The 23,856-nt window shown below is 66.2% G+C and carries 20 protein-coding genes; 9 read left to right on the forward strand and 11 right to left on the reverse strand.

Annotated elements, in window-relative coordinates:
• Positions 1-36 precede the first annotated feature (36 nt).
• Positions 37-1,437, forward strand: a complete 1,401-nt coding sequence (locus tag VFW69_RS14000; protein ID WP_526502116.1) for a WS/DGAT/MGAT family O-acyltransferase — start codon at positions 37-39, stop codon at positions 1,435-1,437.
• A gap of 21 nt (positions 1,438-1,458) precedes the next feature.
• Here the strand turns inward: VFW69_RS14000 and VFW69_RS14005 are convergent, their stop codons facing one another.
• From VFW69_RS14005 to VFW69_RS14020, 4 genes are all read right to left on the reverse strand, one after another.
• Positions 1,459-2,826 carry an HNH endonuclease signature motif containing protein gene (locus tag VFW69_RS14005; RefSeq protein WP_526502117.1) on the reverse strand — a complete coding sequence of 456 codons (1,368 nt, stop codon included), beginning with the start codon at positions 2,824-2,826 and terminating at the stop codon, positions 1,459-1,461.
• A gap of 124 nt (positions 2,827-2,950) precedes the next feature.
• Positions 2,951-4,216 carry an alpha/beta hydrolase gene (locus tag VFW69_RS14010; RefSeq protein WP_526502143.1) on the reverse strand — a complete coding sequence of 422 codons (1,266 nt, stop codon included), beginning with the start codon at positions 4,214-4,216 and terminating at the stop codon, positions 2,951-2,953.
• Positions 4,217-4,221: 5 nt separating this feature from the next.
• Complete coding sequence (fadD12, locus tag VFW69_RS14015) at positions 4,222-5,853, reverse strand: acyl-CoA ligase FadD12 (protein WP_526502118.1); 1,632 nt, start codon at positions 5,851-5,853, stop codon at positions 4,222-4,224.
• A gap of 2 nt (positions 5,854-5,855) precedes the next feature.
• Positions 5,856-6,596 (reverse strand): lysophospholipid acyltransferase family protein, encoded by a 741-nt coding sequence (locus tag VFW69_RS14020; RefSeq protein ID WP_526502144.1) that lies wholly within the window; start codon positions 6,594-6,596, stop codon positions 5,856-5,858.
• A gap of 640 nt (positions 6,597-7,236) precedes the next feature.
• Here VFW69_RS14020 and VFW69_RS14025 point away from each other — a divergent pair.
• Positions 7,237-8,997 (forward strand): DUF3556 domain-containing protein, encoded by a 1,761-nt coding sequence (locus VFW69_RS14025; RefSeq protein ID WP_526502119.1) that lies wholly within the window; start codon positions 7,237-7,239, stop codon positions 8,995-8,997.
• Entirely contained in the window at positions 8,994-10,421 is a 1,428-nt protein-coding gene (locus VFW69_RS14030) for a phytoene desaturase family protein (protein ID WP_526502120.1), read from the forward strand. Before VFW69_RS14025 ends, VFW69_RS14030 begins: the two co-directional genes overlap by 4 nt.
• Before the next feature lie 406 nt (positions 10,422-10,827).
• Here VFW69_RS14030 and VFW69_RS14035 read toward each other — a convergent pair whose 3' ends face one another.
• The 4 genes from VFW69_RS14035 to VFW69_RS14050 all read right to left on the reverse strand — a co-directional run bounded on the left by VFW69_RS14035 (position 10,828) and on the right by VFW69_RS14050 (position 14,744).
• A complete protein-coding gene (locus tag VFW69_RS14035) occupies positions 10,828-11,208 on the reverse strand; it encodes a hypothetical protein (RefSeq protein WP_526502121.1) in 381 nt (126 codons plus the stop codon).
• Between the two features lie 234 nt (positions 11,209-11,442).
• Positions 11,443-13,047: a wax ester/triacylglycerol synthase family O-acyltransferase gene (locus VFW69_RS14040; protein ID WP_526502122.1), complete on the reverse strand. Its 1,605-nt coding sequence runs from the start codon at positions 13,045-13,047 to the stop codon at positions 11,443-11,445.
• 663 nt (positions 13,048-13,710) lie between these two features.
• Positions 13,711-13,836 (reverse strand): hypothetical protein, encoded by a 126-nt coding sequence (locus tag VFW69_RS14045; protein ID WP_526502123.1) that lies wholly within the window; start codon positions 13,834-13,836, stop codon positions 13,711-13,713.
• 164 nt (positions 13,837-14,000) lie between these two features.
• Positions 14,001-14,744, reverse strand: coding sequence for a TetR/AcrR family transcriptional regulator (locus tag VFW69_RS14050; RefSeq protein ID WP_526502124.1), 744 nt, complete (start codon positions 14,742-14,744; stop codon positions 14,001-14,003).
• Between the two features lie 368 nt (positions 14,745-15,112).
• On the opposite strand from VFW69_RS14050, the gene gap reads away from it, so the two are divergent.
• Genes gap through secG form a run of 4 tightly spaced genes read left to right on the forward strand, consistent with a single transcriptional unit; the run spans position 15,113 to position 18,442 of the window.
• Positions 15,113-16,132 carry a type I glyceraldehyde-3-phosphate dehydrogenase gene (gene gap, locus VFW69_RS14055; RefSeq protein ID WP_526502125.1) on the forward strand — a complete coding sequence of 340 codons (1,020 nt, stop codon included), beginning with the start codon at positions 15,113-15,115 and terminating at the stop codon, positions 16,130-16,132.
• 3 nt (positions 16,133-16,135) lie between these two features.
• On the forward strand, positions 16,136-17,365 hold the full coding sequence (locus tag VFW69_RS14060) for a phosphoglycerate kinase (protein ID WP_526502126.1): 1,230 nt from the start codon (positions 16,136-16,138) through the stop codon (positions 17,363-17,365).
• A gap of 14 nt (positions 17,366-17,379) precedes the next feature.
• A complete protein-coding gene (tpiA, locus tag VFW69_RS14065) occupies positions 17,380-18,165 on the forward strand; it encodes a triose-phosphate isomerase (protein ID WP_526502127.1) in 786 nt (261 codons plus the stop codon).
• Between the two features lie 43 nt (positions 18,166-18,208).
• Positions 18,209-18,442: a preprotein translocase subunit SecG gene (gene secG, locus VFW69_RS14070; RefSeq protein WP_067132831.1), complete on the forward strand. Its 234-nt coding sequence runs from the start codon at positions 18,209-18,211 to the stop codon at positions 18,440-18,442.
• Positions 18,443-18,481: 39 nt separating this feature from the next.
• Here the strand turns inward: secG and VFW69_RS14075 are convergent, their stop codons facing one another.
• The gene (locus VFW69_RS14075) at positions 18,482-18,694 is read right to left on the reverse strand and encodes a hypothetical protein (protein ID WP_526502128.1); all 213 of its coding nucleotides are present in this window, start codon (positions 18,692-18,694) and stop codon (positions 18,482-18,484) included.
• A gap of 105 nt (positions 18,695-18,799) precedes the next feature.
• Between VFW69_RS14075 and ppc the strand changes: the two genes are divergently transcribed.
• Both ppc and VFW69_RS14085 read left to right on the forward strand, forming a co-directional pair.
• Positions 18,800-21,607, forward strand: coding sequence for a phosphoenolpyruvate carboxylase (ppc, locus tag VFW69_RS14080; protein WP_526502129.1), 2,808 nt, complete (start codon positions 18,800-18,802; stop codon positions 21,605-21,607).
• Positions 21,608-21,681: 74 nt separating this feature from the next.
• A complete protein-coding gene (locus tag VFW69_RS14085; RefSeq protein WP_526502130.1) occupies positions 21,682-22,467 on the forward strand; it encodes a bestrophin-like domain in 786 nt (261 codons plus the stop codon).
• Positions 22,468-22,503: 36 nt separating this feature from the next.
• Here VFW69_RS14085 and VFW69_RS14090 read toward each other — a convergent pair whose 3' ends face one another.
• On the reverse strand, positions 22,504-23,433 hold the full coding sequence (locus VFW69_RS14090; RefSeq protein WP_526502131.1) for a histone deacetylase family protein: 930 nt from the start codon (positions 23,431-23,433) through the stop codon (positions 22,504-22,506).
• Between the two features lie 19 nt (positions 23,434-23,452).
• On the reverse strand, positions 23,453-23,851 hold the full coding sequence (locus tag VFW69_RS14095) for an ATPase (RefSeq protein ID WP_526502132.1): 399 nt from the start codon (positions 23,849-23,851) through the stop codon (positions 23,453-23,455).
• Positions 23,852-23,856 lie beyond the last annotated feature (5 nt).

Genomic DNA, 23,856 nt, shown 5'->3' on the forward strand with positions numbered 1-23,856 from the left:
TGGTGGGGACGGGCTTTAGGGGGCTACGGTCAGGTGATGAAACGGCTTTCGAGTGTCGATGCGGCGTTTTGGTCGGCAGAAACCGCGGGCTGGCACATGCACGTGGGGGCGTTGGCGATTTGCGACCCGAAGGAATGCTCCGAGTACAGCTTTCAACGTCTCCGTCAATTACTGATCGAGCGCCTGCCGGAGGTACCCCAGTTGCGGTGGCGGGTCACCGGCGCGCCGCTCGGCCTGGACCGGCCGTGGTTCGTCGAAGATGAGGACCTCGACGTCGATTTCCACGTCCGCCGCATCGGTGTTCCCGCGCCGGGCGGTCGCCGCGAGCTCGAGGAGCTGGTGGGCCGGTTGATGTCCTACAAGCTGGACCGCTCCCGACCGCTGTGGGAGATGTGGGTGATCGAGGGCGTCGAGGGTGGGCGGACGGCGATGCTGACCAAGATGCACCACGCCATCGTCGACGGGGTTTCGGGCGCCGGCCTGGGTGAAATCCTGTTGGATGTCACGCCGGAACCGCGTGCGCCGCAACAGGAAACGGTCGGATCGCTGGTGGGTTTCAAACTGCCGGGGCTGGAGCGGCGCGCCGTGGGCGCCCTCATCAACGTCGGTGTCAAGACGCCGTTCCGCATCGCGCGGCTGATGGAGCAGACCGTGCGCCAGCAGGTCGCCGCGTTGGGCGTGACCAGCAAGCCGTCGCGCTACTTCGATGCGCCGAAAACTCGGTTCAATGCGTCGGTGTCGCCGCACCGGCGGATCACCGGCTGCCGTGTCGAACTGGCTCGCGCCAAGGCCATCAAGGACGCCTACGGCGTCAAGCTCAACGACGTTGTGCTGGCATTGGTGGCCGGCGCCGCGCGCGAATATCTACAGAAGCGCGGCGAGCTGCCCGCCAAGCCGCTGATTGCGCAGATCCCGGTATCCACCCGTACTGATGAGAACAAGGACGACGTCGGCAACAAGGTGGGTTCGATGACCGTGTCCCTTGCCACCGATATCGAAGATCCCGCTGAGCGGCTGCGTGTTATCCACGACAGCACGCGAAGTGCCAAGTTGATGGCCAAGGCGTTGTCGGCGCATCAGATCATGGGGCTGACCGAAACGACGCCGCCGGGACTGTTGCACCTCGCCGCGCGGGCCTACACGGCCAGCGGGTTGTCGCGAAACCTGGCCCCCATCAACCTGGTCGTCTCCAACGTCCCCGGCCCACCGTTCCCGCTGTACATGGCCGGCGCCAAACTGGATTCGCTGGTGCCGCTGGGACCGCCGGTGATGGACGTCGCGCTGAACGTCACGTGCTTCTCCTACACCGACTACCTGGACTTCGGTTTCGTCACGACGCCCGAGGTGGCCAACGACATTGACGACATGGCCGATCGGATCGAGTCGGCGTTGACCGACCTGGAGAAGGCCGCCGCGCGGGAGAGCAGCTCCAGCTAGGCCTGCCTGGCGATCTCGCGTCTACTGGCCGTCGTCGTCACCGTTATCGCGTATCAGATTTTCGGGGTGGTGGAAGGTGTTGGTGCGGGCTTGACCTCTGTCCAGACGCGGGGGCGGAATCCATTCGGTATCGCCTTTGACGTTTTTGCGTGTCGTCCAGCCGCCGGGTCTGAGCAGGCGGTGATGGGGGCCGCAGGCGAAGGTCAAGTCGTTCACGTCGGTGGTACGACACTTGGCGTAGTCGGTGACGTGATGAACTTCGGAATAGTAGCCGGGCACGGTGCAGCCGGGGGCCGAGCACCCGCGATCCTTGGCGTATAACACAATTCGCTGCCCGGGCGAGGCGAGCCGCTTGGCGTGATACAGCGCCAGCGCTTTGCCGTGGTCGAAGACGGCCAGATAGTGGTGGGCATGCCGGGCCAGGCGGATCACGTCGCTGATCGGCAGGATGGTGCCGCCGCCGGTCAGGCCGCGCCCGGCGGCGGCCTCGAGCTCTTGCAGCGTCGTCGTGACGACGATGGATGCCGGTAACCCGTTGTGTTGCCCCAATTCTCCGGAGGCCAACACGCCGCGCAGGGCTGCCAGCAACCCGTCGTGGTTGCGTTGGCTCGCTGAGCGCGGGTCATGCTCGATAGCTTCTTGGCTCGGTGCGCCGTCCACACAGGGGGTGTCATCGAGGGGATTGCACATGCCCGCGGCGGCCAGTTTCGCAAAGACGGCTTCGAGGGTGGCGCGGGCTTCGGGTGTCAGCCAGGCATGCAGTTCGGACATCCCGTCAGAACACTGTCTGCCCAGGTTCAGTCCGCGCCGTCGAGCGCGGTCCTCGTCGCGGTAGGTACCGTCGGGGTTAAGGCAGTCAGCGAGCGTGTTGGCAAGCGCGGCCAGTTGTTCGGGACGAAACCGGCTGCCTTCCTCGGCCAATCGCGCTTCGACGTGCTCGCGGGTCGCCATGTCGACCCAGCCGGGCAGCTGGTGGCAGAACTTGCGGATCACCGCTACCTGGCCGGCGCCCAGCTTGCCGTCGCGTTGGGCGGCGGCGGTGGCGGCCAGGACCGGTGGGACGGGTTCACCGGTCAGGCCGTGCCGAGGGCCCAGGTCCCGCGCCTCCTTGACGCGCCGGGCGGCTTCGCCGCGGCTGATCAGCGTCGATTCGGTGATCGCATGGGTCAATGTGCCGCCGAGTTCCTCGGAGGGGGCTTGGCGGGCAAGGGAATTGATCAGCGGATGCTCCAGGGCCGGTATGCGCCGGCGCAGCTTCTCGCAGCGCTCCAAGATCGCCAGTTGTTGCCGCGCGTTCAGTGCGTCGAACGACAATCCGCAGGCACGGTCCAAGTCGGTATCGAGCGCGTCGAACACCGCGTCAATATCTTGCTGACTACTTGGACCCACACCGCCAAACTAACCGCACCCACCGACAAGAATCGCCGCTCTGTGACCACTGAAACCAAAGCGACACAAGGGGATTGCGAGGCGCGCCGCGGCGACGCCGGGCGAAGCGGCCGGCCGATACCTCCTAGTCTCGCTCGGGCGGATTCGTCGCGTACACCCACGACAGGAATCGAGCCACGGCCTCCGCGGACCGATGCGCCCGCGGCGAACTGAAGATGTCGAAAGCGTGTTGGGCGTGCGGTAATTCGGCGTAGGCGACCGGGTTTTTGGATACCCCACGCAGTTCCTCGACGAACTCTTCGGCCTCGCCGACCGGGATCAGCGAATCGTCGTGGCCGTGCAGGACGAAGAAGGGTGGCGCGTCGGCGCGCAGCCGCCGGATCGGCGAGGCGTCGACGTAGATGTCGCGGTGCGTGGCGAATTTCTTTTTGACAACGAATTTTTGGAGCAGGTCCACGAATTCGCCCCGGCCTTCGCCCTCGGTGGAGAACCAGTCGTAGCGTCCGTACACCGGCACCGCGGCGACCACCGAGGTGTCGGCTTCCTCGAAACCGGGCTGGAATTTCGGGTCTCCTGCGCTCAACGCCGCCAGCGAACATAGGTGCCCGCCGGCGGATCCGCCGGTGATCGCCACAAAGTTAGGGTCCCCGCCGTAGTGGGAGATGTTCTCCTTGACCCACGCCAGCGCGCGTTTGACGTCGACGATGTGGTCGGGCCAGGTGTGCCGGGGCGACACCCGATAGCCGATCGATACGCACACCCAGCCGCGCGCGGCCAGGTGGCTCATCAGCGGATAGGCCTGGGGGCGGCGCATTCCGATCATCCAGGCGCCGCCGGGCACCTGCAACAGCACCGGCGCCTTACCGTCGCGCGACAGATCGCGGCGGCGCCAGATGTCGGCGAGATTGGCGCGCCCGTGCGGACCGTAGGACACCACGTTGGTCTTCTCGACGTAGCGGCGGCGCGCGATGGTGTTGCCCAGCGGCAGGGTGCGCCGCCCGCTGCGCGTCGGTGTGCTCTGGGGCAGTTTGTTCAGCGCCTCCTGGTAGTCGTCGCCCAGTTGCTCGCGCAGTCCGGCCTCCAGCACCGGGCCGGGAGTGGTGACACCGCGATACTTGATCACACCCAGGATGGCCCAGGACGCCACCGTCAGCGCCAGGGCGGCCTTTCCGCGCCGTCCCGCGAAGTCGCCGCGGCGCCCCCGCCGTAGCGCGTCTAGCAGCGAGGCGGAGAAGTAGACGCCGGGCACCTCTGAGGCCGGCCAGCCGAACCAGAAGACCAGCACGGTGGTGTAGCCCTTGCGGGCCAGCGGGCGTAATCCGTTGGCGGCGTTGGCCAATTCGAGCGCGGCGCGCGCCAGCGGCCGGGGCGTTCTGATGTTCCGGGCCAGCCGCGTCACCCCTGCACCCGCGCTTGCAAGTCGGCGCGCAGGATCTTGCCCGTGCTGCTGCGCGGAAGTTCGTCCAGCACGGTGATTTCGCGGGGGATTTTGTAGTTGGCCAGGGTCTCCCGCACGTGCTGCTTGAGCGCCTCGGGAGCGGCGTCCGCGTCGAGCGTGGCGCCGGGCTCGAGCACCACGAAGGCCGCCAGCCGCTGCCCGTATTGTTCGTCGTCCACGCCGATCACTGATGCCTCCGCCACGTCGGGGTGTGCCGCCAGGGTCTTCTCCACCTCGATCGGGTACACGTTCTCGCCGCCGGAGACGATCATCTCGTCGTCGCGGCCGACGACGAACAGGCGTCCCGCCTCGTCCAGATATCCCACGTCGCCCGATGACATGAATCCGGCGTGGAAGTCCTTGGTACTACCCGAGGTGTAGCCGTCGAACTGGGTGTTGTTGCGCACGTAGATGCTGCCGACCTCGCCGGTGGGCAACTCGTTGAATTCCGGGTCCAGGATGCGGATTTCGGTTCCCCCCGCGGGCCGGCCCGCGGTGTCGGGTGCGGCCCGCAGGTCCTGCGGGGTGGCGGTGGCGATCATGCCGGCCTCGGTGGCGTTGTAGTTGTTGTAGATCACGTCGCCGAATGCGTCCATGAATGCGATGACCACGTCGGGTCGCATCCGCGATCCCGATGCCGCCGCGAATCTCAGGGACCGGCCGCGGTAGCGGCGTCGCACCTCGGCGGGCAGCTCCATGATGCGGTCGAACATCACCGGCACCACGGCAAGCCCGGTGGCCTGGTGGCGGTCGATGAGATCCAGCGTGGCCTCGGGGTCGAATTTGCGCCGGGTAATCACCGTGCAGGCCATCGACGCGGCGAAGATCAACTGGGAGAACCCCCAGGCGTGGAACATGGGCGCGACGATCACGATGTTTTCCTCGGCCCGCCACGGGGTGCGGTCCAAAATCGCCTTGAGCGTGCCGATTCCGGCGTTGCCGCCGGTTTGGTTGGCGCCCTTGGGCGTTCCGGTGGTGCCGGAGGTGAGCAGGATCATCCTGCCCTTGCGGCCGGAGCGCTGGGGCTGTTGCCCGGCGTGATCGGCGATCAGCTTCTCGACGGTGAGATCGTGTTTGCCGTCGGTCCAGGCCACGATGCGGCTGGCGTCCGGCTTGTCGGCCAGCGCACGGTCCACCGTCGGGGTGAACTCCTCGTCGTACACCACGGCGTCCACGCCCTCGCGGTTGACCACCTCGGCCAGCGCGGGCCCGGCGAACGAGGTGTTGAGCAGCACGACGTCGGAGCCGATCCGGTTGACGGCCACCACCGCCTCGACGAAGCCGCGGTGATTGCGGCACATGATGCCCACGACCTTCGGCTGACCCGCGGGCAGGTGTTGCAGCGCGGCGCCGAACGCGTTGATCCGTTCGTCGAGCTCCCGCCAGGTCAGCGCGCCGAGTTCGTCGACCAGCCCGGGGCGGTCGGGGCAGCGCTGCGCCGCACTGGCGAAGCCTACGGTCATGCCCATGCCCTCGCGGCGCATGGCCGCGGCCATCTTGAGGTAGCGGTCGGGCCGCATCGGCGCGATCATGCCGGCGCGGCTCAGCGTGGTGACCAGCCCGAGGGTCTCGCTCAGCGGATTCGGCATCGCTAGCCCAGGAGCGGGAAGCGACGCTTGGCGGCCAACTCGGTCAGGGCCTCCTGCATCACCGACCGCACGTACTCGTCGACCTCTTCGACGTCCGGGTCGTCGCCGAACTGCTTGGCGATGTCGATGGGCCCGAGCACCTGGGTCACGATCTTGGTGGGCAGCGGCAGGTTCGGCGGGATCACCGCGCTCAGGCCGAAGGGGAAGCCGAACGACAACGGCAGAATCGCGCTGCGCAGCAAGCGTTTAATGCCCAGCCGCTCGGCCAGCCAGGTGCCGCGGGTCAGATAGAGCTGGGTTTCCTGCCCGCCGATGGACACCGCCGGCACGATCGGGACGCCGGCCTCGATCGCCGTGCGGATGTATCCCTTGCGGCCGTTGAAGTCGATGACGTTCTCCGAGAGGGTGGGCCGATAGGCGTCGTAGTCTCCACCCGGGAACACGATCACCACCCCGCCGGACCGCAATGCCTGCGCCGCGTTCTCGCGGTTGGCGCGGATGTATCCGGTCCGCCGGAAGAACTCTGCGGTGGGCCCGGTCATGAGAATGTCGTGGCTCAGCGTGTAGACCGGCCGGTCGTAGCCGAGTTTGTCGTAGAAGTGGACGCTGAAGATCGGGACGTCCATGGGGAACATGCCGCCGGAGTGGTTACCGACCACCAGCGCTCCGCCGGGCGGGAACGCGTCCAGGCCGTGTACCTCGGACCGGAAATAGGTTTTCAGGACCGGGCGCATGACCGCCATCAGGCGCTGGGTCAAGCCGGGGTCGAATTTGCCGATGTCCCCGCCGTCGGGGTTGCCGTTGTCGGTCACTTTCCTCCCTTGACGCTCGCGCGGGGCCGCTTCGCCGAGTCGAGTCCCTCGATGGTAGCGACCGGGGCCCGGCCGCTGTCATGGTGTTTCGTCTTTGAAGATCCAGAGGTGCGGTGGGGGTCAGGCCGGGGCGCTATTGTTACGGCGCCCTAAGTAATCCTCGAGCCAAGGGGCCGCCGATGGACGTAGCCGGTCTGTCACCCGAACGTGGCGCGCGCTCGAGCGTTACACGCAGATCGGCCGGCGCCCGAGACCGGCGCGGGCGGCGTTCGCACCCCGCGGTCCGCGCCCTGGTGCGCGTCGCCGAGCAGGATCAGGGGGCTCGGGACCGCCTGATCGACAAGCTGCGCCGGCGATTTGTCCGCCCGACACCGGCGGAGGCGCGCCCTGCGGTCCGCCGGTGCGCCCCCGGCGCGCGTTGAATCGCCCGTCGCTGCAGCTGTTTTCGTCAACTCTTCACTGAAGAGGCAGCCGGGCACAGATCACTGACACGCGCAAATCGGCACCACCCGCGTGGTGGTGCCGATACATTCAATGGGCCAGCTGGTTCTAGACAGGAACGAGGCCGCCCATGGGATTCATGGCTCCGGAATTTCCCGACGTCGACCCCCAAACGTGGCTCGCCTTGCCGCGTGCGACCAGGCGCCAGATCATGACCCGGCACTGGGTCGAACACGGCTTCGGATCTCCGTACGCGGTCTATTTCTTCTACGTCTTCAAGATCGCCGGGTACGTCGCCGGCGCGGCCGCGGTGATCTCGCTGACGCCGGGTCTGGGCGGGCTTGGGCACATCACCGACTGGTGGACGCAGCCGATCGTGTACCAGAAGCTGGTCATCTTCACGTTGCTGTTCGAGATCCTGGGCCTGGGCTGCGGATCGGGCCCACTGACCGCGCGGTTCTGGCCGCCGTTCGGCGGCTTCCTGTATTGGTTGCGGCCCAACACTATTCGGTTGCCAGCCTGGCCGGACAAGGTTCCGTTCACCCGTGGGGACAGTCGCAGCATCGTCGACGTGGCGCTATATCTCGTGGTGCTGGGCTCCGGCGTCTGGGCGCTGCTTTCACCGGGGCGGGGCAGTCCGGTCACCTCGGCAGGCGACGTCGGCCTGATCGATCCCATGCTGGTGGTTCCCGCAATCGTCGCGCTCGCGCTGCTCGGTCTGCGGGACAAGACCGTGTTCCTGGCGGCGCGCGGCGAGCATTACGGGCTGACCCTGCTGGTGTTCTTCTTCGGGTTCACCGACCAGATCGCCGCCTTCAAGATCATCATGCTGGCGCTGTGGTGGGGCGCGGCAACCTCCAAGCTCAACCACCACTTCCCGTATGTCGTGGCGGTCATGATGAGCAATAGTCCGCTGCTGCGCAGCCGGGCGTTCAATTGGTTCAAGCGCCGGCTGTACGTCGACCCGGTCAACGACCTGCGCCCATCGTGGATACCGAAGGTCATGGCCCACGTCGGCGGGACGACGGCGGAATTCCTGGTGCCGCTGGTTCTGGTGTTCGTCGCCGATGGTCACCGATGGGCGTGGTTCCTGATCGCCTTCATGGTGCTGTTCCATCTCAACATCACGTCCACCATTCCGATGGGCGTGCCGTTGGAGTGGAACGTCTTCTTCATCTTTTCGCTGTTCTATCTGTTCGGGCACTACGCCGGCGTGACGGCCACCGGGCTGCGCTCGCCGCTGCTGCTGATCATCCTGATCGTCGCGCTCGCGGTGCTGCCGATCATGGGAAACATGTTCCCGCAACAGATTTCGTTCCTGCCGGCAATGCGCTACTACGCGGGCAACTGGGCCACCAGCACCTGGTGTTTACGTAAGGGCGCCGAGGATAAGATCGAGGCGAACACCACCAAGGCGTCGGCGCTGGCGCCCAACCAGCTTGCCCGGCTCTACGATCCGCAGACCGCCGAGCTCATGATCGACAAGTTGATGGCGTGGCGATCCATGCATACCCACGGGCGGACGTTGGGCGGGCTGGTGCCCCGCGCGTTACCCTCCGGTGCCGATGAGGCCGACTACCTGTTGCGGGACGGCGAGATCATCGCCGGACCGCTGATCGGGTGGAACTTCGGCGAAGGCCACCTGCACAACGAACAGCTGCTGGCCGCCGTGCAGCGGCGCTGCGACTTCGACGAGGGCGAGGTGCGGGTGATCATTTTGGAGGCCCAACCGATCCAGCGGCAAACGCAGGCCTACCGCATCGTCGACGCCAAGACCGGCCTGATCGAAGAGGGCTACGTCGACGTCGCGGCCATGCTGACCCGTCAGCCCTGGCCCGAGCCCGGCGACGACTATCCCGTCCACGTCACGACCCGGCACAACGCTCGATGACCACCGCGGTCGTCGTCGGCGCAGGGCCCAACGGCCTGGCCGCAGCGATCCACCTCGCCCGCCGCGGTGTCGACGTGCAGGTGCTGGAGGCCCGCGACACCGTCGGCGGGGGAGCGCGCTCGGCTGAGCTGACGCTGCCGGGGGTGATCCACGACGTCTGCTCGGCCACCCACCCGTTCGGCGTCGGTTCGCCGTTCTGGAAGGAGATCGACCTGCCGCGTTACGGGGTGGTCTGGAAGTGGCCGGATATCGACTGCGCGCATCCGCTCGACGACGGCACCGCCGGCGTGCTGTACCAGTCGATCGATCGGACGGTGGCCGGGATGGGGCCTGACGCCACCAGGTGGCGGCGGGCCGTCGGGGGCCTTGCCGCCGGGTTCGATCAGCTGGCGCAGGATTTGCTGCGCCCGGTGCTGCACGTCCCGCGTCACCCGGTGCGCCTGGCCGGTTTCGGGCCCCGCGCGCTGCTGCCTGCCACCGTGATGGCCCGCTGGTTTCGCACCGAGCAGGCCCGCGCCCTGTACGGCGGCGCCGCCGCGCACATCTACACCCGGCTGGACCGTCCGCTGACCGCATCAATGGGGCTGCTCTTCCTGGCCAGCGGGCACCGCTATGGGTGGCCCGTCGCCGAGGGCGGATCCGGGTCGATCACCCGCGCCCTGGCCGCAGCCCTGGAAGCGCACGGCGGTGCCGTCACCACCGGCGTGACCGTCGCCGCCCGCCGCGACATCCCGGACGCGGACATCGTCATGCTCGATCTGAGCCCCGCCGCGGCCCTGCGGATCTACGGCGACGCCATGCCCGGCCGCATCAGCCGGTCTTACCGGCGCTACCGCCACGGGTCCTCGGCGTTCAAGGTCGACTTCGCGGTGCAGGGCGACATCCCCTGGACCAATCCCGACTGCAGGCGCGCCGGCAGCGTCCACCTGGGCGGCAGCTTCGCCGAGATCGCCGACACCGAACGCCAACGCGCGCAGGGCAAGATGGCCCAGCGCCCGTTCGTCCTCGTCGGGCAGCAGTACCTGGCCGACCCGTCCCGCTCGGCGGGCGGCGTCAACCCGATCTGGGCTTACGCGCACGTGCCGTTCGGCTACACCGGCGACGCTACCGGGGTCATCATCGACCAGATCGAACGGTTCGCCCCGGGATTCCGCGACCGCATTGTCGCGACGGTCAGCAACGGCACCGCCGAGCTGGCGGCCTACAACCCCAACTACATCGGCGGCGACATCCTCGGCGGCGCCAACGACGGACTCCAGGTCATCCTGCGGCCGCGCATCTCGGTCAACCCGTATGCGACCGGTGTGCCGGGTGTCTACCTGTGTTCGCAGTCCACGCCGCCGGGAGCCGGCATCCACGGCCTGTGTGGTTTTTACGCCGCCGAGGCGGCGCTGGGCTGGTTAAGGAAGCGCCGCCGCGACTGACGGCACCAGCGGTCGGATACGCCTGCGCCGGTGTGTGGATGGGCGAACCGTGGTTATCGCGTTGCGCCGCCTGGCAACCTGTGTGTTGTCCACCGCTCGCCTACGCCGCCGTCGGAATCCCAGATCGACTCCCGGGCCATTTCCTTGCGTCTGGCCCTGCGGCGCATGCCCGCACGGAGTACGTCTCCGATGGTCAATGGGCCATTGTCGATCAACGAGATATCGGATTCTGTTGGGAGCGTGACGCGCTCCCCGGTAGAGGTGATGACCGAATGCGTTTCGGTAGTGTGCGTCATGGTCGTGCACCTATCTGCTCGCTGAAAGCGAGCTGATGTTTATCGTGGGTCCTGCATATGTTTATCGTGGTCCTGCATTGCGTACCGGGGCCACCTCGAAAGGCGCGGAACTAGACCGGATGGCGGATCGTCGCGCGCCTGAGCCGACGGTTGTTCATCGGATCGTGCGTCGACTTCTGGTGGTCAAGCTGCCGGGTCAACTCGCGCTTTGCATCGCACAGAGCACGGGTGATGTCCGGATTTTCCGCGACCGCTACGAGTAGTGGATGGCCGGGAAGGGTTGTGCGCAGCGTGATGCGCTGCTCCTTGCCGCCGCGGTCCTGCAGGGTGACTTCTATGTCCACATCATTTGAATCCCACCTGCCTAGATGCGCCTCGAGCGTGGACAGCGTCTGTGTGACGTGCGGGCGCTCCTTGGCGAGGAAGCCCGCGCCCACGTGGATCACATTCTCGCGGAAAGTGTTTCGTTTCGCGCGGCCAGAGTTCCTCATTGTCGCCTCATTTCCGGTGTTTGGTTGCGGGGTCTTCAGCTGAGTAGGCGCTACGCGTCGGCTAGACGAAGATCATGATGCCGGTGACCGGAACCGCCAGCCCCGGGACGGTCATAGTGCCGGTCCTGAGGGCCTGAGTGCGGTGTGCTACGGCGGACTCGTGAGCGCCGACGACCAGTTTCGGACTGGACCTTCAGTAAACGCCCTATCGAACGCAATGTCAACACTGTAGGCCTACGGCGTTGGCACGCTGTGACTAGGGAAGTGGGCTACGCTGGCATTTCGTGCGGCGAGGCCCATTGCGCGCGCCGGCCCGATTCGCGCCCCCGCGAATTGGGTTGTGGCAGTGGTATTCATGGCGGGCGCCGAGTCGCTGGAGCGGGTTAAGCCTGCGCTCTGGCCGGTTTTTTCGTCGGCGGCCACTTTCAGTTCACCCACCACGTCTTCGATGCCGCTCGCGACCGATGCGACGTCATCGACGTTGTCTGGGCACGCGACGATGCCCACAGCCAGGGTGCCGCCATAGGACACGGCAGTGATGTTGAGATTGGAGCCCTCAAACAGCGGAGCCAGGGCGTGAATGCCCAGCACATGTGCTCCGGCGCAATAGATTGCGTCACTGGGACCCGGAACGTTGGAAGTGATGACATGGGCGACTGGGGCGTGGAATCGCGACAGTTTCAAGGCGGTGTACACACCCATGGCCATACCGATGACCACAGGTGGAACGAGATCTATGACATCGGCGAGGTTGACGGGCGGCACGGCGCGTCGCCCGTCCTTGATCCTGGACGTCGCGCAGTGAATGCTGGCCAGTTGCTGTCCCGGATCGGCCAGATCGATCGGCAATTTGACGAGCACCGGTGACCAACTATTGGACGCGTCGCCATCGATACCACGTGTCGAGATCGGCATCATGGTGCGCAGCGGATGACTGGGCACCGTGTCGTGGGTTGCCAACCACCGGCGCAGCGCCGACGTTGTTGCGGTCAGGAGAACATCATTGACGGTGACATCAAACGCTGCCGTGATAGCCCGCAGATCATCCATCGCCATCGCGGCGAACGCGACGCTGCGTCGCGCGGTGAGCGGGGCGTTCAGCGGCGTTCGCGGCGACTTCTCGCCCTCTTCGGAATCCAGACCACCGGAGCGTTGCGGGCCATCACCCGGGAGGAGTTGGCGTACCGCTCCCAGCGCGGTTCCTACCACCGATTTCACCGCGACGGGACCCAGCCTGACGGCGATCCGAATGCCCACAGCGGTGTTGGCCGCGACCTCGTCGATCGCATCCCATACCCTCGCGGCCGTGCCTGGCAGCGTGGCCGCGGCCCGCTCGGGCGCAGCCGCAAATTCGGCGCCGGCATCAACAGTCATCAGTTCGGGCAGCATCGACGTCACTGCGCCCACACCATCGGTAATGGCGTGGGAGAACTTGATCAACACGACGAGTCGGCCGTCGGCGAGACCTTGCACGACCCAGGCGTCCCACAGCGGGCGATCGCGGTCCAGAGGGCGCCCATGCAGCTTGCCGATGAGTGTGGTCAACTCCCGCATGTTGCCGGGTTTGGCCAGCCGGACGCGATGCAGATGGCTGTGGACATCGAACGCGGGGTCCTCGATCCATGACGGCTGGCCCAACCCAAAGGATCTGGTGAGCAGGCGCTGCCGGAAACCTGGCATCGCCGCAGTGCGCTCAGCCAGCAGCTGGTAAATCGCCCCGGCGGTCAATTCGCCGCGCGCCTCAGGGTCGCAAAACAACACTGCCGTTACGTGGGTGGGCATCACGGATGTTTCGCCGTGCAGCGTGACACCGTCCAGACCGGTCAATCGTTTCATCATGCTGCTCCATCCGTATATCCGAGCTGTCAGCTCAAAAGCTTGGCTGGCGATTTTTCCCGCCGCGCTCAGCAACGACGGCGCCGGACATGCGCCAAAGCGCACGGCCGCAAGATGATTCGGTGATAGGCGGGACCGTCTCGCAATGCGTGCCAGCGGCACTTCGACCAGCCTACACCGTAGCTAGCCACCGTACGTCTACACCGTTGACGCTGCCCGGCTCGGCATAGCGCGCAATTATGAACAGCGATGTCCGACGAGCAATCGAGGGTCTCGGGGCATCGATCAAGCCTTGATGAACTAGTCCACCGAGGAGGGCCGTAGAGCGATCAACGCCAGATAGCGCGCTTCATCGATCTTTTGTGGTTGCCGTCCACGTGAGTCCACGCTCCCGGCTCGTAGCGGTAGCCGTGCTTCGTGCCGCCACGCCTTAAGCACAAGGTGCCGTCCTTGCGCTCTATGTAGCTGTCGCCAAATCGCATGTACTTGTCGGTCCCGCCGTCGGCGAGAGACACAGTAACTGTCATGGTCAATACCCTCCAAGGAGCCGGTGAATCCGGCTCGAGATAATGCGGCTCCATCCATACCGGATATGTACGACGACGAAGCGCGTACCAGTCGAGAAGCCCTGCGGCCGTAGGATATTGAAGCCCATCGGGCCGTTGCTTAGCGCACCTTCTCGGGGATCGAGTTCGATGCGGCCAGGACATGTGTGGCGAGGTCGTCGTCGTCCAGACAGATCAGGGGTGCGTTGGTGTCCTGCAACACGCAGTTGACGATGAAACCCGACAACTGCGTATCGGAGACGCCGAAACGCTCCCCATACCCCGCTTCGAGATAGATGCTTGCGCGAACATCGGCAGCTATGCGGTCAAATGGGCGGGTGGATCGGCAGACGGCGCTCGTTCTCCTTGAGTCGCGCCGATGACACCGAGACGCAGTTGACCCATGCCCGCCTACTTCCTCACGCGCTTGCGGGCCGAACGCCTTGGCGCTGCCACGGTGGCGGCCAGACCGATGAACAACAGATCCAGAGCGCGGTCGAGTTCGGCTGCACCGTTGTAGGAGCCCAGTGCTGAGGCCAGCGCACGCACCTGAGGGAACTCGGTGATCGCCAGCCGGTGCAACCCGAGGCGCAGCACATCATCGGACTCCTCGGGCCGCTCGACGACCTCCTGCAGCTCGGTGAGGATATGGCCGTATAGATAGCCGAACAGCACCCGGTAAATGTGTAGCGCGTCGACTCCGCTGAAGCCCACCGAAGTGAGCAGCGCGACGACTTCCTCCAGTGGCCGCAGCATGCCCGGCGGCCGCTGCCCCAGCGGCGTGGCTAGTGGCCGAGTCACCAACAGCGGCACCACATTCGGGTGTGCCAGGGCCAGTCGGCGGAAGTCATGCGCCACCGCGCGCAGCTGCCCGGCCCAGTCCGGGTCTGCGGCGTCCACCCGCAATTGGCCCAGCACCATCTCGGTGACCCCGTCGAGCAGCGCCGCCTTGTTCGGCACATGCCGATAGATCACCGTCGGATCCCGACCCACCGCCTCACTCAGGCGCCGCATCGACAACCCGTCCACACCGTCACGATCGACCAATCGCAACGCACACCGCAAAATCACCGACCGGCTGACGGGGCCATGTTCTGGGCGGTTGACGACGGACGGGTCAGGTCCATCAGCGGCAACCGTCCGTTGCTTCGCCATCGTGAGTGCCCCTTCCTTCCTTTAGTGTCCGCGGTTTTGCGCGCTAATTCTAACGCCGTTGGTCTACGTTGTTGACAACAGCGTGAGGGAGCATATGCAGGACTTCAAGGTTTCCACCCAAGATCTGAGCCTTGACACATGCAACCGCCGAGGCGGCGCTGGGCTGGGCGCGCGCAAGCGCTCTTCCCCGATGATGTTCAGCACAGGTTTGGGCGTTGTCCCGATGGCCGTCCTGCAACGGCGATGGTCCACACTCTTACCGGCGCGGCAACCGCATGTGTCGCTGATCTAGGCTGACCACAGGCACTGTGCAGCGGACATGCAGAAGGCACAGCGAAGACGACTCAGGAAAGACAGGGAGACATCAAGTGACGGTCCGAGTAGGTATCAACGGCTTCGGTCGAATCGGGCGGAACTTCTACCGGGCCTTATTGGCTCAACAGGAGCAAGGCACCGCTGACATCGAGGTGGTCGCGGTCAACGACCTCACCGACAACGCCAGCCTGGCGCACTTGCTGAAATTCGACTCCATCCTGGGCCGCCTTCCCTACGACGTCAGCCTCGAGGGTGACGACACGATCGTCGTCGGCAGCAAGAAGATCAAGGCGCTCGAGGTCAGGGAAGGCCCGGCGGCGCTGCCCTGGGGCGACCTGGGCGTCGACGTCGTCGTCGAGTCCACCGGCATCTTCACCAACGCCGCCAAGGCCAAGGGCCACCTGGACGCCGGCGCCAAGAAGGTGATCATCTCCGCGCCTGCCACCGACGAGGACATCACCATCGTGCTGGGCGTCAACGACGACAAGTACGACGGCAGCCAGAACATCATCTCCAACGCGTCGTGCACCACGAACTGCCTCGGTCCGATCGCCAAGGTCCTCAACGACGAGTTCGGCATCGTCAAGGGCCTGATGACCACCATCCACGCCTACACCCAGGACCAGAACCTGCAGGACGGGCCGCACAAGGACCTGCGCCGGGCGCGTGCCGCCGCGCTGAACATCGTGCCGACCTCCACCGGCGCCGCCAAGGCCATCGGCCTGGTGCTGCCGGAACTGAAGGGCAAGCTGGACGGGTACGCGCTGCGGGTGCCGATCCCCACCGGCTCGGTCACCGACCTCACCGCCGAGCTGAAGAAGTCCGCCACCGCCGACGAGATCAACGCCGCGATGAAGGCCGCCGCCGAGGGACCCATGAAGGGCATCCTGAAGTACTACGACGCGCCCATCGTGTCCAGCGACATCGTCACCGACCCGCACAGCTCGATCTTCGACTCCGGCCTGACCAAGGTGATCGACGACCAGGCCAAGGTGGTGTCCTGGTACGACAACGAATGGGGCTACTCCAACCGCCTGGTCGACCTGGTGGCCCTGGTCGGCAAGTCGCTGTAAACCGTGGCTGTCCACAACCTGAAAGAGCTGCTCGCCGAAGGGGTTTCCGGCCGCGGCGTGCTGGTGCGCTCGGATCTGAACGTGCCGCTCGATGACGGCAAGATCACCGATGCCGGCCGCATCAGCGCCTCGGTGCCGACGCTGAAGGCGCTGGTTGATGCGGGCGCCAAGGTGGTGGTCACCGCACATCTGGGGCGGCCCAAGGGCGGAGCCGACCCGAAGCTGTCACTGGCTCCCGTCGCCGCTGCGCTTGGCGAGCAGCTCGGCCGGCACGTGCAGCTGGCCGGCGATGTCGTGGGCACCGACGCGCTGGCGCGCGCCGAGGGGCTGACCGACGGCGACGTCCTGCTGCTGGAGAACATCCGCTTCGACGCCCGCGAAACCAGCAAGGACGATGACGAGCGGCTGGCACTGGCCAGGCAGCTGGCCGAATTGGTCGGGCCGACAGGTGCTTTCGTCTCCGACGGCTTCGGCGTGGTGCACCGCAAGCAGGCCTCCGTGTACGACATCGCCACCCTGCTGCCGCACTACGCCGGCACACTGGTGGCCGAGGAGATCCAGGTGCTGGAGAAGTTGACCAGCTCCACCAAACGCCCCTATGCGGTGGTGCTCGGCGGATCGAAGGTATCCGACAAGCTGGGCGTCATCGAAACGCTGGCCACCAAGGCCGACAGCATCGTCATCGGCGGCGGCATGTGCTTCACTTTCCTTGCCGCGCAAGGGTTCTCGGTCGGTAAGTCGCTGCTGGAGACTGACATGGTCGACACCTGCCGCAGGCTGTTGGACACCTATTACGACGTGCTGCGGCTGCCGGTGGACATCGTGGTGGCCGACAAGTTCGCCGCCGACGCAACACCACAGACCGTCGCGGCCGACGCCATCGGAGACGACCTGATGGGCCTGGACATCGGGCCGGGATCGGTCAGACGGTTCACCACGCTGCTGTCCAACGCCGAAACCGTCTTCTGGAACGGGCCGATGGGCGTGTTCGAATTCCCGGCCTATGCCGCGGGTACCAAAGGCGTCGCCGAGGCGATCGCCGCGGCCACCGGCAAGGGCGCGTTCAGCGTGGTGGGTGGCGGCGACTCTGCGGCCGCGGTGCGCGCGCTGGGCATCCCGGAGGGCGACTTCTCGCACATCTCGACCGGCGGGGGAGCGTCGCTGGAATATCTTGAGGGCAAGACGCTTCCGGGTATCGAGGTGTTGAGTCGACCCCAGCCCGACCACAACTAGGGAGGCCCAAAGTCGTGACCCGCAAACCGCTGATCGCCGGCAACTGGAAGATGAACCTCAATCACTTCGAGGCGATCGCGCTGGTGCAAAAGATCGCGTTCGCGTTGCCGGACAAGTACTACGACAAGGTGGACGTGACAGTTCTGCCGCCGTTCACGGATCTGCGCAGCGTGCAGACGCTGGTCGACGGTGACAAGCTGCGGCTGACCTACGGCGGGCAAGACCTGTCCCAGCACGACTCGGGCGCCTACACCGGCGACATCAGCGGCGCCTTCCTGGCCAAGCTGGGCTGCACGTTCGTCGTGGTCGGGCACTCCGAGCGGCGGACCTACCATCACGAGGACGACGCGGTGGTGGCCGCCAAGACCGCCGCGGCGCTCAAGCACGAGTTGACCCCGATCGTCTGCATCGGCGAGCACCTCGAGGTCCGCGAGGCGGGAAATCACGTCGGCCACTGTGAAGAGCAGCTGCGCGGTTCGCTGGCCGGGCTGTCCGCCGAACAGATCGGCAAGGTCGTCATCGCCTACGAACCGGTGTGGGCCATCGGCACCGGGCGGGTGGCCAGCGCGGGCGACGCCCAAGAGGTGTGCGCGGCAATCCGCAAGGAACTGGGCGCGCTGGCGTCATCGCAAATCGCCGAGGAGGTGCGGGTGCTGTACGGCGGATCGGTGAACGCCAAGAACGTCGGGGAGCTGATCGCCCGCGACGACATCGACGGCGGTTTGGTGGGTGGCGCGTCCCTGGACGGCGAGCAGTTCGCCACGCTGGCGGCGATCGCCGCCGGTGGGCCGCTTCCATAGGGTGCTGCCCTGAGAACGACTCCGCCCCGGTAGGCTGGCCGGCATGCAGTTGGCTTTGCAGATCACCCTGGTCGTCACCAGCATCCTGGTGGTGCTGCTGGTGCTGCTGCACCGCGCCAAGGGTGGCGGCCTGTCCACGCTGTTCGGTGGCGGTGTGCAGTCCAGCCTGTCCGGCTCCACAGTGGTGGAAAAGAACCTGGACCGCCTGACGTATTTCATCACCGCCATCTGGCTGGTGTGCATCATCGGCATAGCGCTGATGATCAAATACCGCTGACGGCGCCGATGGGTGATTCCACCCGACCCGACCGCGCGTTCACAGTGCTGCGGTGAGTCCCCATAGTGCTTCGCGGTCGGCTGTGTTGGAGCGGTCCAGCGGGCTGAGCAGCCACACCTGTTTGACTCCGAGCTCGTGGGCTCGCCTGGCTTGCGCGATCACGTCATCGACCAGATTGGGTGCATCAGGACGGGCCATGACAATGATTCCGGCGGGCATGTCCGCAACCAACGCGTTCAATCGGCTGGTCATTCCTGCCCGATCACGGTGATCTGACCTCTTGGGTGTCATGGTGATTCGCGGCCGGGGGTGACCCTCGACGGGCGGACGTTGGCATCCGCACCGATACTGGGTCCCATGGTTGAGGCATCCGAGGGCACGCTGGAACCGATTGGCGCCGTGCAGCGCACCCTGGTGGGTCGTGAGGCGACGGAGCCGATGCGGGCCGACATCAGGCTGCTGGGCACCATTCTGGGTGACACGGTGCGCGAGCAGAACGGGCAGGAGGTGTTCGGGCTCGTCGAGCGGGCCAGGGTGGAGTCGTTTCGGGTGCGGCGCTCCGAGATCGACCGGGCCGAGCTGGCGCGGATGTTCGATGGCATCGACATTCACCAGGCGATCCCGGTCATCCGGGCGTTCAGCCACTTCGCGTTGCTGGCCAACGTCGCCGAAGACATTCACCGGGAGCGCCGCCGGGCTATTCACGTCGCCGCCGGTGAAGCGCCGCAGGACAGCAGCCTGGCCGGGACTTACGCCAAAATTGACCGGGCGCAACTAGATTCGGCCACCGTCGCCGACGCATTGAAGGGCGCGGTGGTGGCCCCGGTGATCACCGCGCATCCCACCGAGACACGCCGGCGCACCGTCTTCGTCACCCAGCACCGGATCACCGAACTGATGCGGCTGCACGCCGAGGGGCATGAGGAAACCGACGAGGGCCGCAACATCGAACACGAGCTGCGCCGCCAGGTCCTCACGCTGTGGCAGACCGCGCTGATCCGGTTGTCCCGGTTGCAGATCACCGACGAGATCGAGGTGGGGCTGCGGTATTACGCCGCCGCCTTCTTCAAGGTGGTCCCCCAGGTCAATGCCGAGGTGCGCGACGCCCTGCGGACGCGTTGGCCCGACGCCGACCTGCTGAACCAGCCGATGCTGCAGCCCGGCTCGTGGATCGGCGGGGACCGCGATGGCAATCCGAACGTGACGGCCGACGTGGTACGCCAGGCCACCGGCAACGCCGCCTTCACCGCGCTGACGCATTACCTGGCCGAGCTGACCGCCTTGGAACAGGAGCTGTCGATGTCGGCGCGCCTGGTCGCGGTCACCCCCGAGCTGACCGAACTGGCCGAGGGCTGCGGGGAGAAGGCCAGGGCCGACGAACCGTACCGGCGCGCGGCGCGGGTGATCCGCGCCCGGCTCTCCGCGACCAGTGCAAAGATCCTGGACCGGCGACCGCAGCACGAGCTGGACCTGGGTTTGCCGCCCTATGCCGCCCCGGCCGAACTGCAGGCCGACCTGGACACCATCGATGCGTCGCTGCGCGCACACGGCAGTGCGCTGTTGGCCGACGACCGCGTGGCGCTGTTGCGAGAAGGCGTGCGGGTCTTCGGGTTTCACCTGTGCGGCCTGGATATGCGGCAAAACTCCGACGTGCACGAGGAAGTGGTCGCCGAGCTGCTGGCGTGGTCCGGGGTGCATCCCGATTACGGTTCGCTGCCCGAAGACGAGCGGGTCGAGCTCTTGGCCGCCGAGTTGGCCACCCGCCGGCCGCTGGTGGGTGACCGCGCGGAACTGTCCGAGCTGGCTCACAAAGAGCTGGGCGTGGTGCGCGCGGCCGCCCACGCGATCAAGCGCTACGGGCCGGCCGCCGTGCCCAATTACGTGATTTCCATGTGCCGCTCGGTGTCCGACGTCCTCGAGGCCGCGATCCTGCTCAAAGAGGCGGGCCTGATCGACGCGTCCCTGGATGCGCCGTACTGCCCGGTGGGCATCTCACCGCTGTTCGAGACGATCGACGATCTGCACAACGGCGCCAGGATCCTGCAGGCGATGCTCGAGCTCCCGATTTACCGCGCGCTGGTGGCCGCGCGCGACGACAGCCAGGAAGTGATGCTCGGGTATTCCGACTCCAACAAGGACGGCGGCTATCTGGCCTCCAGCTGGGCGGTGTACCGGGCCGAGCTGGCCCTGGTCGAGGTGGCCCGCAAAACCGGAATCCGATTGCGGCTCTTCCACGGTCGCGGCGGCACCGTCGGCCGCGGCGGCGGCCCGAGCTACGAAGCCATCCTGGCGCAGCCGCCGGGCGCGGTGAACGGTTCGCTGCGGCTCACCGAGCAGGGCGAGGTGATCGCCGCCAAGTACGCCGAACCTCAAGCCGCGCAACGCAATCTGGAGACTCTGTTGGCCGCCACGCTGGAATCCACACTGCTGGACGTGGAGGGCCTTGGCGACGCCGCGGAACCGGCGTACGCGGTGCTCGACGAAGTGGCCGTGCTGGCGCAGCGTGCCTATGCCGAATTGGTGCACGACACACCGGGGTTCGTCGACTATTTCATGGCATCCACGCCGGTCACTGAGATCGGCTCGCTGAACATCGGCAGCCGGCCCACCTCACGCAAACCCACCCAGTCCATCTCGGACCTGCGCGCCATCCCGTGGGTGCTGGCGTGGAGTCAGTCGCGGGTCATGCTGCCCGGCTGGTACGGCACCGGGTCGGCATTCGAGCAGTGGATCGCGGCGGGCCCGGAAAGCGAAAGCGAGCGGGTGGACATCCTGCACGACTTGTACCAGCGCTGGCCGTTTTTCCGCAGCGTGCTGTCCAACCTCGCTCAGGTGCTGGCCAAAAGCGACCTCGGCCTTGCGTCGCGCTACGCCGAATTGGTGGACGACGAGGAATTGCGGCACCGCGTCTTCGACAAGATCGTCGACGAGCACCGGCGAACCATCGCCATGCACAAGTTGATCACCGGTCAGGACAACCTGCTCGCCGACAACCCGGCGCTGGCGCGTTCGGTGTTCAACCGCTTCCCCTATCTAGAGCCGCTCAACCACCTGCAGGTGGAGTTGCTGCGCCGCTACCGTTCCGGCGACGATGACGAATTGGTGCAGCGCGGCATTTTGCTGACGATGAACGGGCTCGCCAGCGCGCTGCGAAACAGCGGCTGATAACCCGCGAATCGGTCATCGGGCCGACCCGGTCGCGAATACGCTGATTGACGCGACGTCGATCAAGGAGACCAGTGAGCGGATCCGGACTACCCCTGTGGCTATTTCTGCTTTCGGTCATTGCCGTCGCGATCGCGATCTCGGTGGGCTCCATCTGGCTGGGACATCGCATCCTGCCGAGCCGGCGATACGGGAGCAATCCGGCGATCGCCTCGTTTCTCACCGTCGTCGGCTTCATTTACGGCGCGCTGCTGGGCTTTACCGTGGTGGCCACCTGGGAACACTTCTCGTCGACTCAGGTCGTCGTCTCCGGTGAGGCGTCGGCGCTGACGACGATGTACCGGCAAAGCGTCGCCATGCCCGAACCGGAGCGAACCGACATTCAGGAGCTGCTGCGCAAGTACGCGAGCGCGGTCGCGGGTCCGGAGTGGAACAAGCAGAACAACGACGGCGCGCGCGCCGCGATCACCCGGATGTATCGCACGGTCGGCCGCCAGCAGCCCAATATCGCGGCGAAGCCGATCAATCAGCAATTTCTCAACCAGTTGAGCGAGTTGGCCTCCGACCGTAATGAACGCATCGTCGGCACCAAACCACGGATTCCGCCTTTGATGTGGGCGGGCCTGATATTCGGCGGGGTTGTGCTGGTTGCGTTTACGGGTTTCCTGCGACTGGGCAGCACCGTCGGTCACGTCATCGTGTCCAGCACCGTCGCGGTTCTGCTGGGTTTGTTGCTGTGTGTCGTATTCCAACTCGACCACTCCTATGCGACCGATCAACGGATCACGTCGGGGCCGTTTCAGCACGCACTTGACATTTTCGATTCGGTCGACAACGACAGCCGCTACTTTCCGCGCTGAGCATTGACGGTGCGGTGCGGGCCTTGGCGAGTTAGCTCATCCCTTCAGCAGCTCGCCGACGTGCGCGGTGACCGAATCGGTGAGGCCTTGCAGGTCATAGCCGCCTTCGAGCACCGCCACCAACCGGCCGTCGCACAGCTTTTCGGCCGCCGTCATCAATTCCCTTGTCACCCAGGCGAAGTCGGCGGCGGTCATGGTCAGGGAGCCGAGCGGGTCACGTTCGTGGGCGTCGAAACCGGCGGACACGATGATCAGTTCGGGCGAAAATGCCTGCAGCGCAGGCACGATTCGATCCTGAAACGCCGCGCGCAATTCGGCGCCGCCATCACCGGGCGCCAGCGGCGAATTGAAGATGTTGCCGACGCCGGTTTCCCGCACCGCGCCGGTCCCCGGGAACAGCGGCATCTGATGCGTCGACGCGTAGAGCACACTCGGGTCGGAGTAGAAGATCTGCTGGGTGCCGTTGCCGTGGTGGACGTCGAAGTCGACGATCGCGACCCGTGCCAGCCCGTGCTTGCGCTGTGCATGACGCGCGCCGATGCTGATGTTGTTGAACAGGCAGAAGCCCATGGCGCGCTCGGTCTCGGCGTGATGGCCCGGCGGGCGGCACGCGACGAACGCGTTCTGTGCGTCACCGGCCAGCACCCTGTCCACGGCCTGCTGCGTGGCGCCCACCCCGCGCAGCGCCGTCTCCCAGGACGACGGCTCCATCATGGTGTCGCCGCCGTCGAGGTAGACGTACCCGTCGTCGGGTCGCGCGCCTTCCAGCGCGTCCACGTAGCGATTGGAGTGCACGTAGCGCGTCGCCGCGAGGTCGGCCGGCTCGGCCTCCTCGCGCACCAGGGCGTCGAACTGCGGCCGGCTCAGCGCCGCCTCCACCGCGCGGTAGCGGTCCGGCCGCTCCGGATGGCCGGGAGCGGTCCGGTGGGCGGCGAAGGCGGAGTGGTGCAGCAGCAACGTGGCCATCGAAAGTCCTGCCGACCGCCTAGTGCACGGTCCGGTTGCGCAGTCTGTCCACGAAGCCGCGCACCGCGTGCTCGGTGACCGCCAGCGGAGAAATCATGGTCTCGCCCACCCGCACCATGTCGTCGACCCGCGCAACGATGGCTTCCACCGGTTCGACCAGCACGATCAGCCGCTTGGCCAGGTCGTCGAGGCTGGTCATGGTGCCATCCAGGTGATCCAGCCCTGCCTCCAGGCGCTCGACCGTGGCGTTCAGTGCTGAAAGGGAACTGCTGAGCTCCTTCATGGTGGTGCTCAAACCGTCGAGGACGTCTTCGACCTGCTCCACCGTCTTGTCGGCGTTCAACGCGGCCTGGGTGAGCGTTTTGATCCGGCTTCGCTCTTGCCCCCCGCGCACGGTTCTGTCTGCCATGTCCGTCATTATGA

Origin of the sequence: Mycobacterium sp., assembly GCF_036273375.1 — a bacterium.
Taxonomy (GTDB): domain Bacteria; phylum Actinomycetota; class Actinomycetes; order Mycobacteriales; family Mycobacteriaceae; genus Mycobacterium.

Bases quoted from the DNA above. Each gene is read 5' to 3' on its own strand.
- VFW69_RS14000 (WP_526502116.1), top strand. From the start codon at position 37: ATGAAACGGCTTTCGAGTGTCGATGCGGCGTTTTGGTCGGCAGAAACC.
- fadD12 (WP_526502118.1), bottom strand. From the start codon at position 5,853: ATGCCGAATCCGCTGAGCGAGACCCTCGGGCTGGTCACCACGCTGAGC.
- VFW69_RS14020 (WP_526502144.1), bottom strand. From the start codon at position 6,596: ATGGCGGTCATGCGCCCGGTCCTGAAAACCTATTTCCGGTCCGAGGTA.
- VFW69_RS14025 (WP_526502119.1), top strand. From the start codon at position 7,237: ATGGGATTCATGGCTCCGGAATTTCCCGACGTCGACCCCCAAACGTGG.
- VFW69_RS14030 (WP_526502120.1), top strand. From the start codon at position 8,994: ATGACCACCGCGGTCGTCGTCGGCGCAGGGCCCAACGGCCTGGCCGCA.
- VFW69_RS14035 (WP_526502121.1), bottom strand. From the start codon at position 11,208: ATGAGGAACTCTGGCCGCGCGAAACGAAACACTTTCCGCGAGAATGTG.
- VFW69_RS14040 (WP_526502122.1), bottom strand. From the start codon at position 13,047: ATGATGAAACGATTGACCGGTCTGGACGGTGTCACGCTGCACGGCGAA.
- VFW69_RS14050 (WP_526502124.1), bottom strand. From the start codon at position 14,744: ATGGCGAAGCAACGGACGGTTGCCGCTGATGGACCTGACCCGTCCGTC.
- secG (WP_067132831.1), top strand. From the start codon at position 18,209: ATGCAGTTGGCTTTGCAGATCACCCTGGTCGTCACCAGCATCCTGGTG.
- VFW69_RS14075 (WP_526502128.1), bottom strand. From the start codon at position 18,694: ATGACCAGCCGATTGAACGCGTTGGTTGCGGACATGCCCGCCGGAATC.
- ppc (WP_526502129.1), top strand. From the start codon at position 18,800: ATGGTTGAGGCATCCGAGGGCACGCTGGAACCGATTGGCGCCGTGCAG.
- VFW69_RS14090 (WP_526502131.1), bottom strand. From the start codon at position 23,433: ATGGCCACGTTGCTGCTGCACCACTCCGCCTTCGCCGCCCACCGGACC.
- VFW69_RS14095 (WP_526502132.1), bottom strand. From the start codon at position 23,851: ATGACGGACATGGCAGACAGAACCGTGCGCGGGGGGCAAGAGCGAAGC.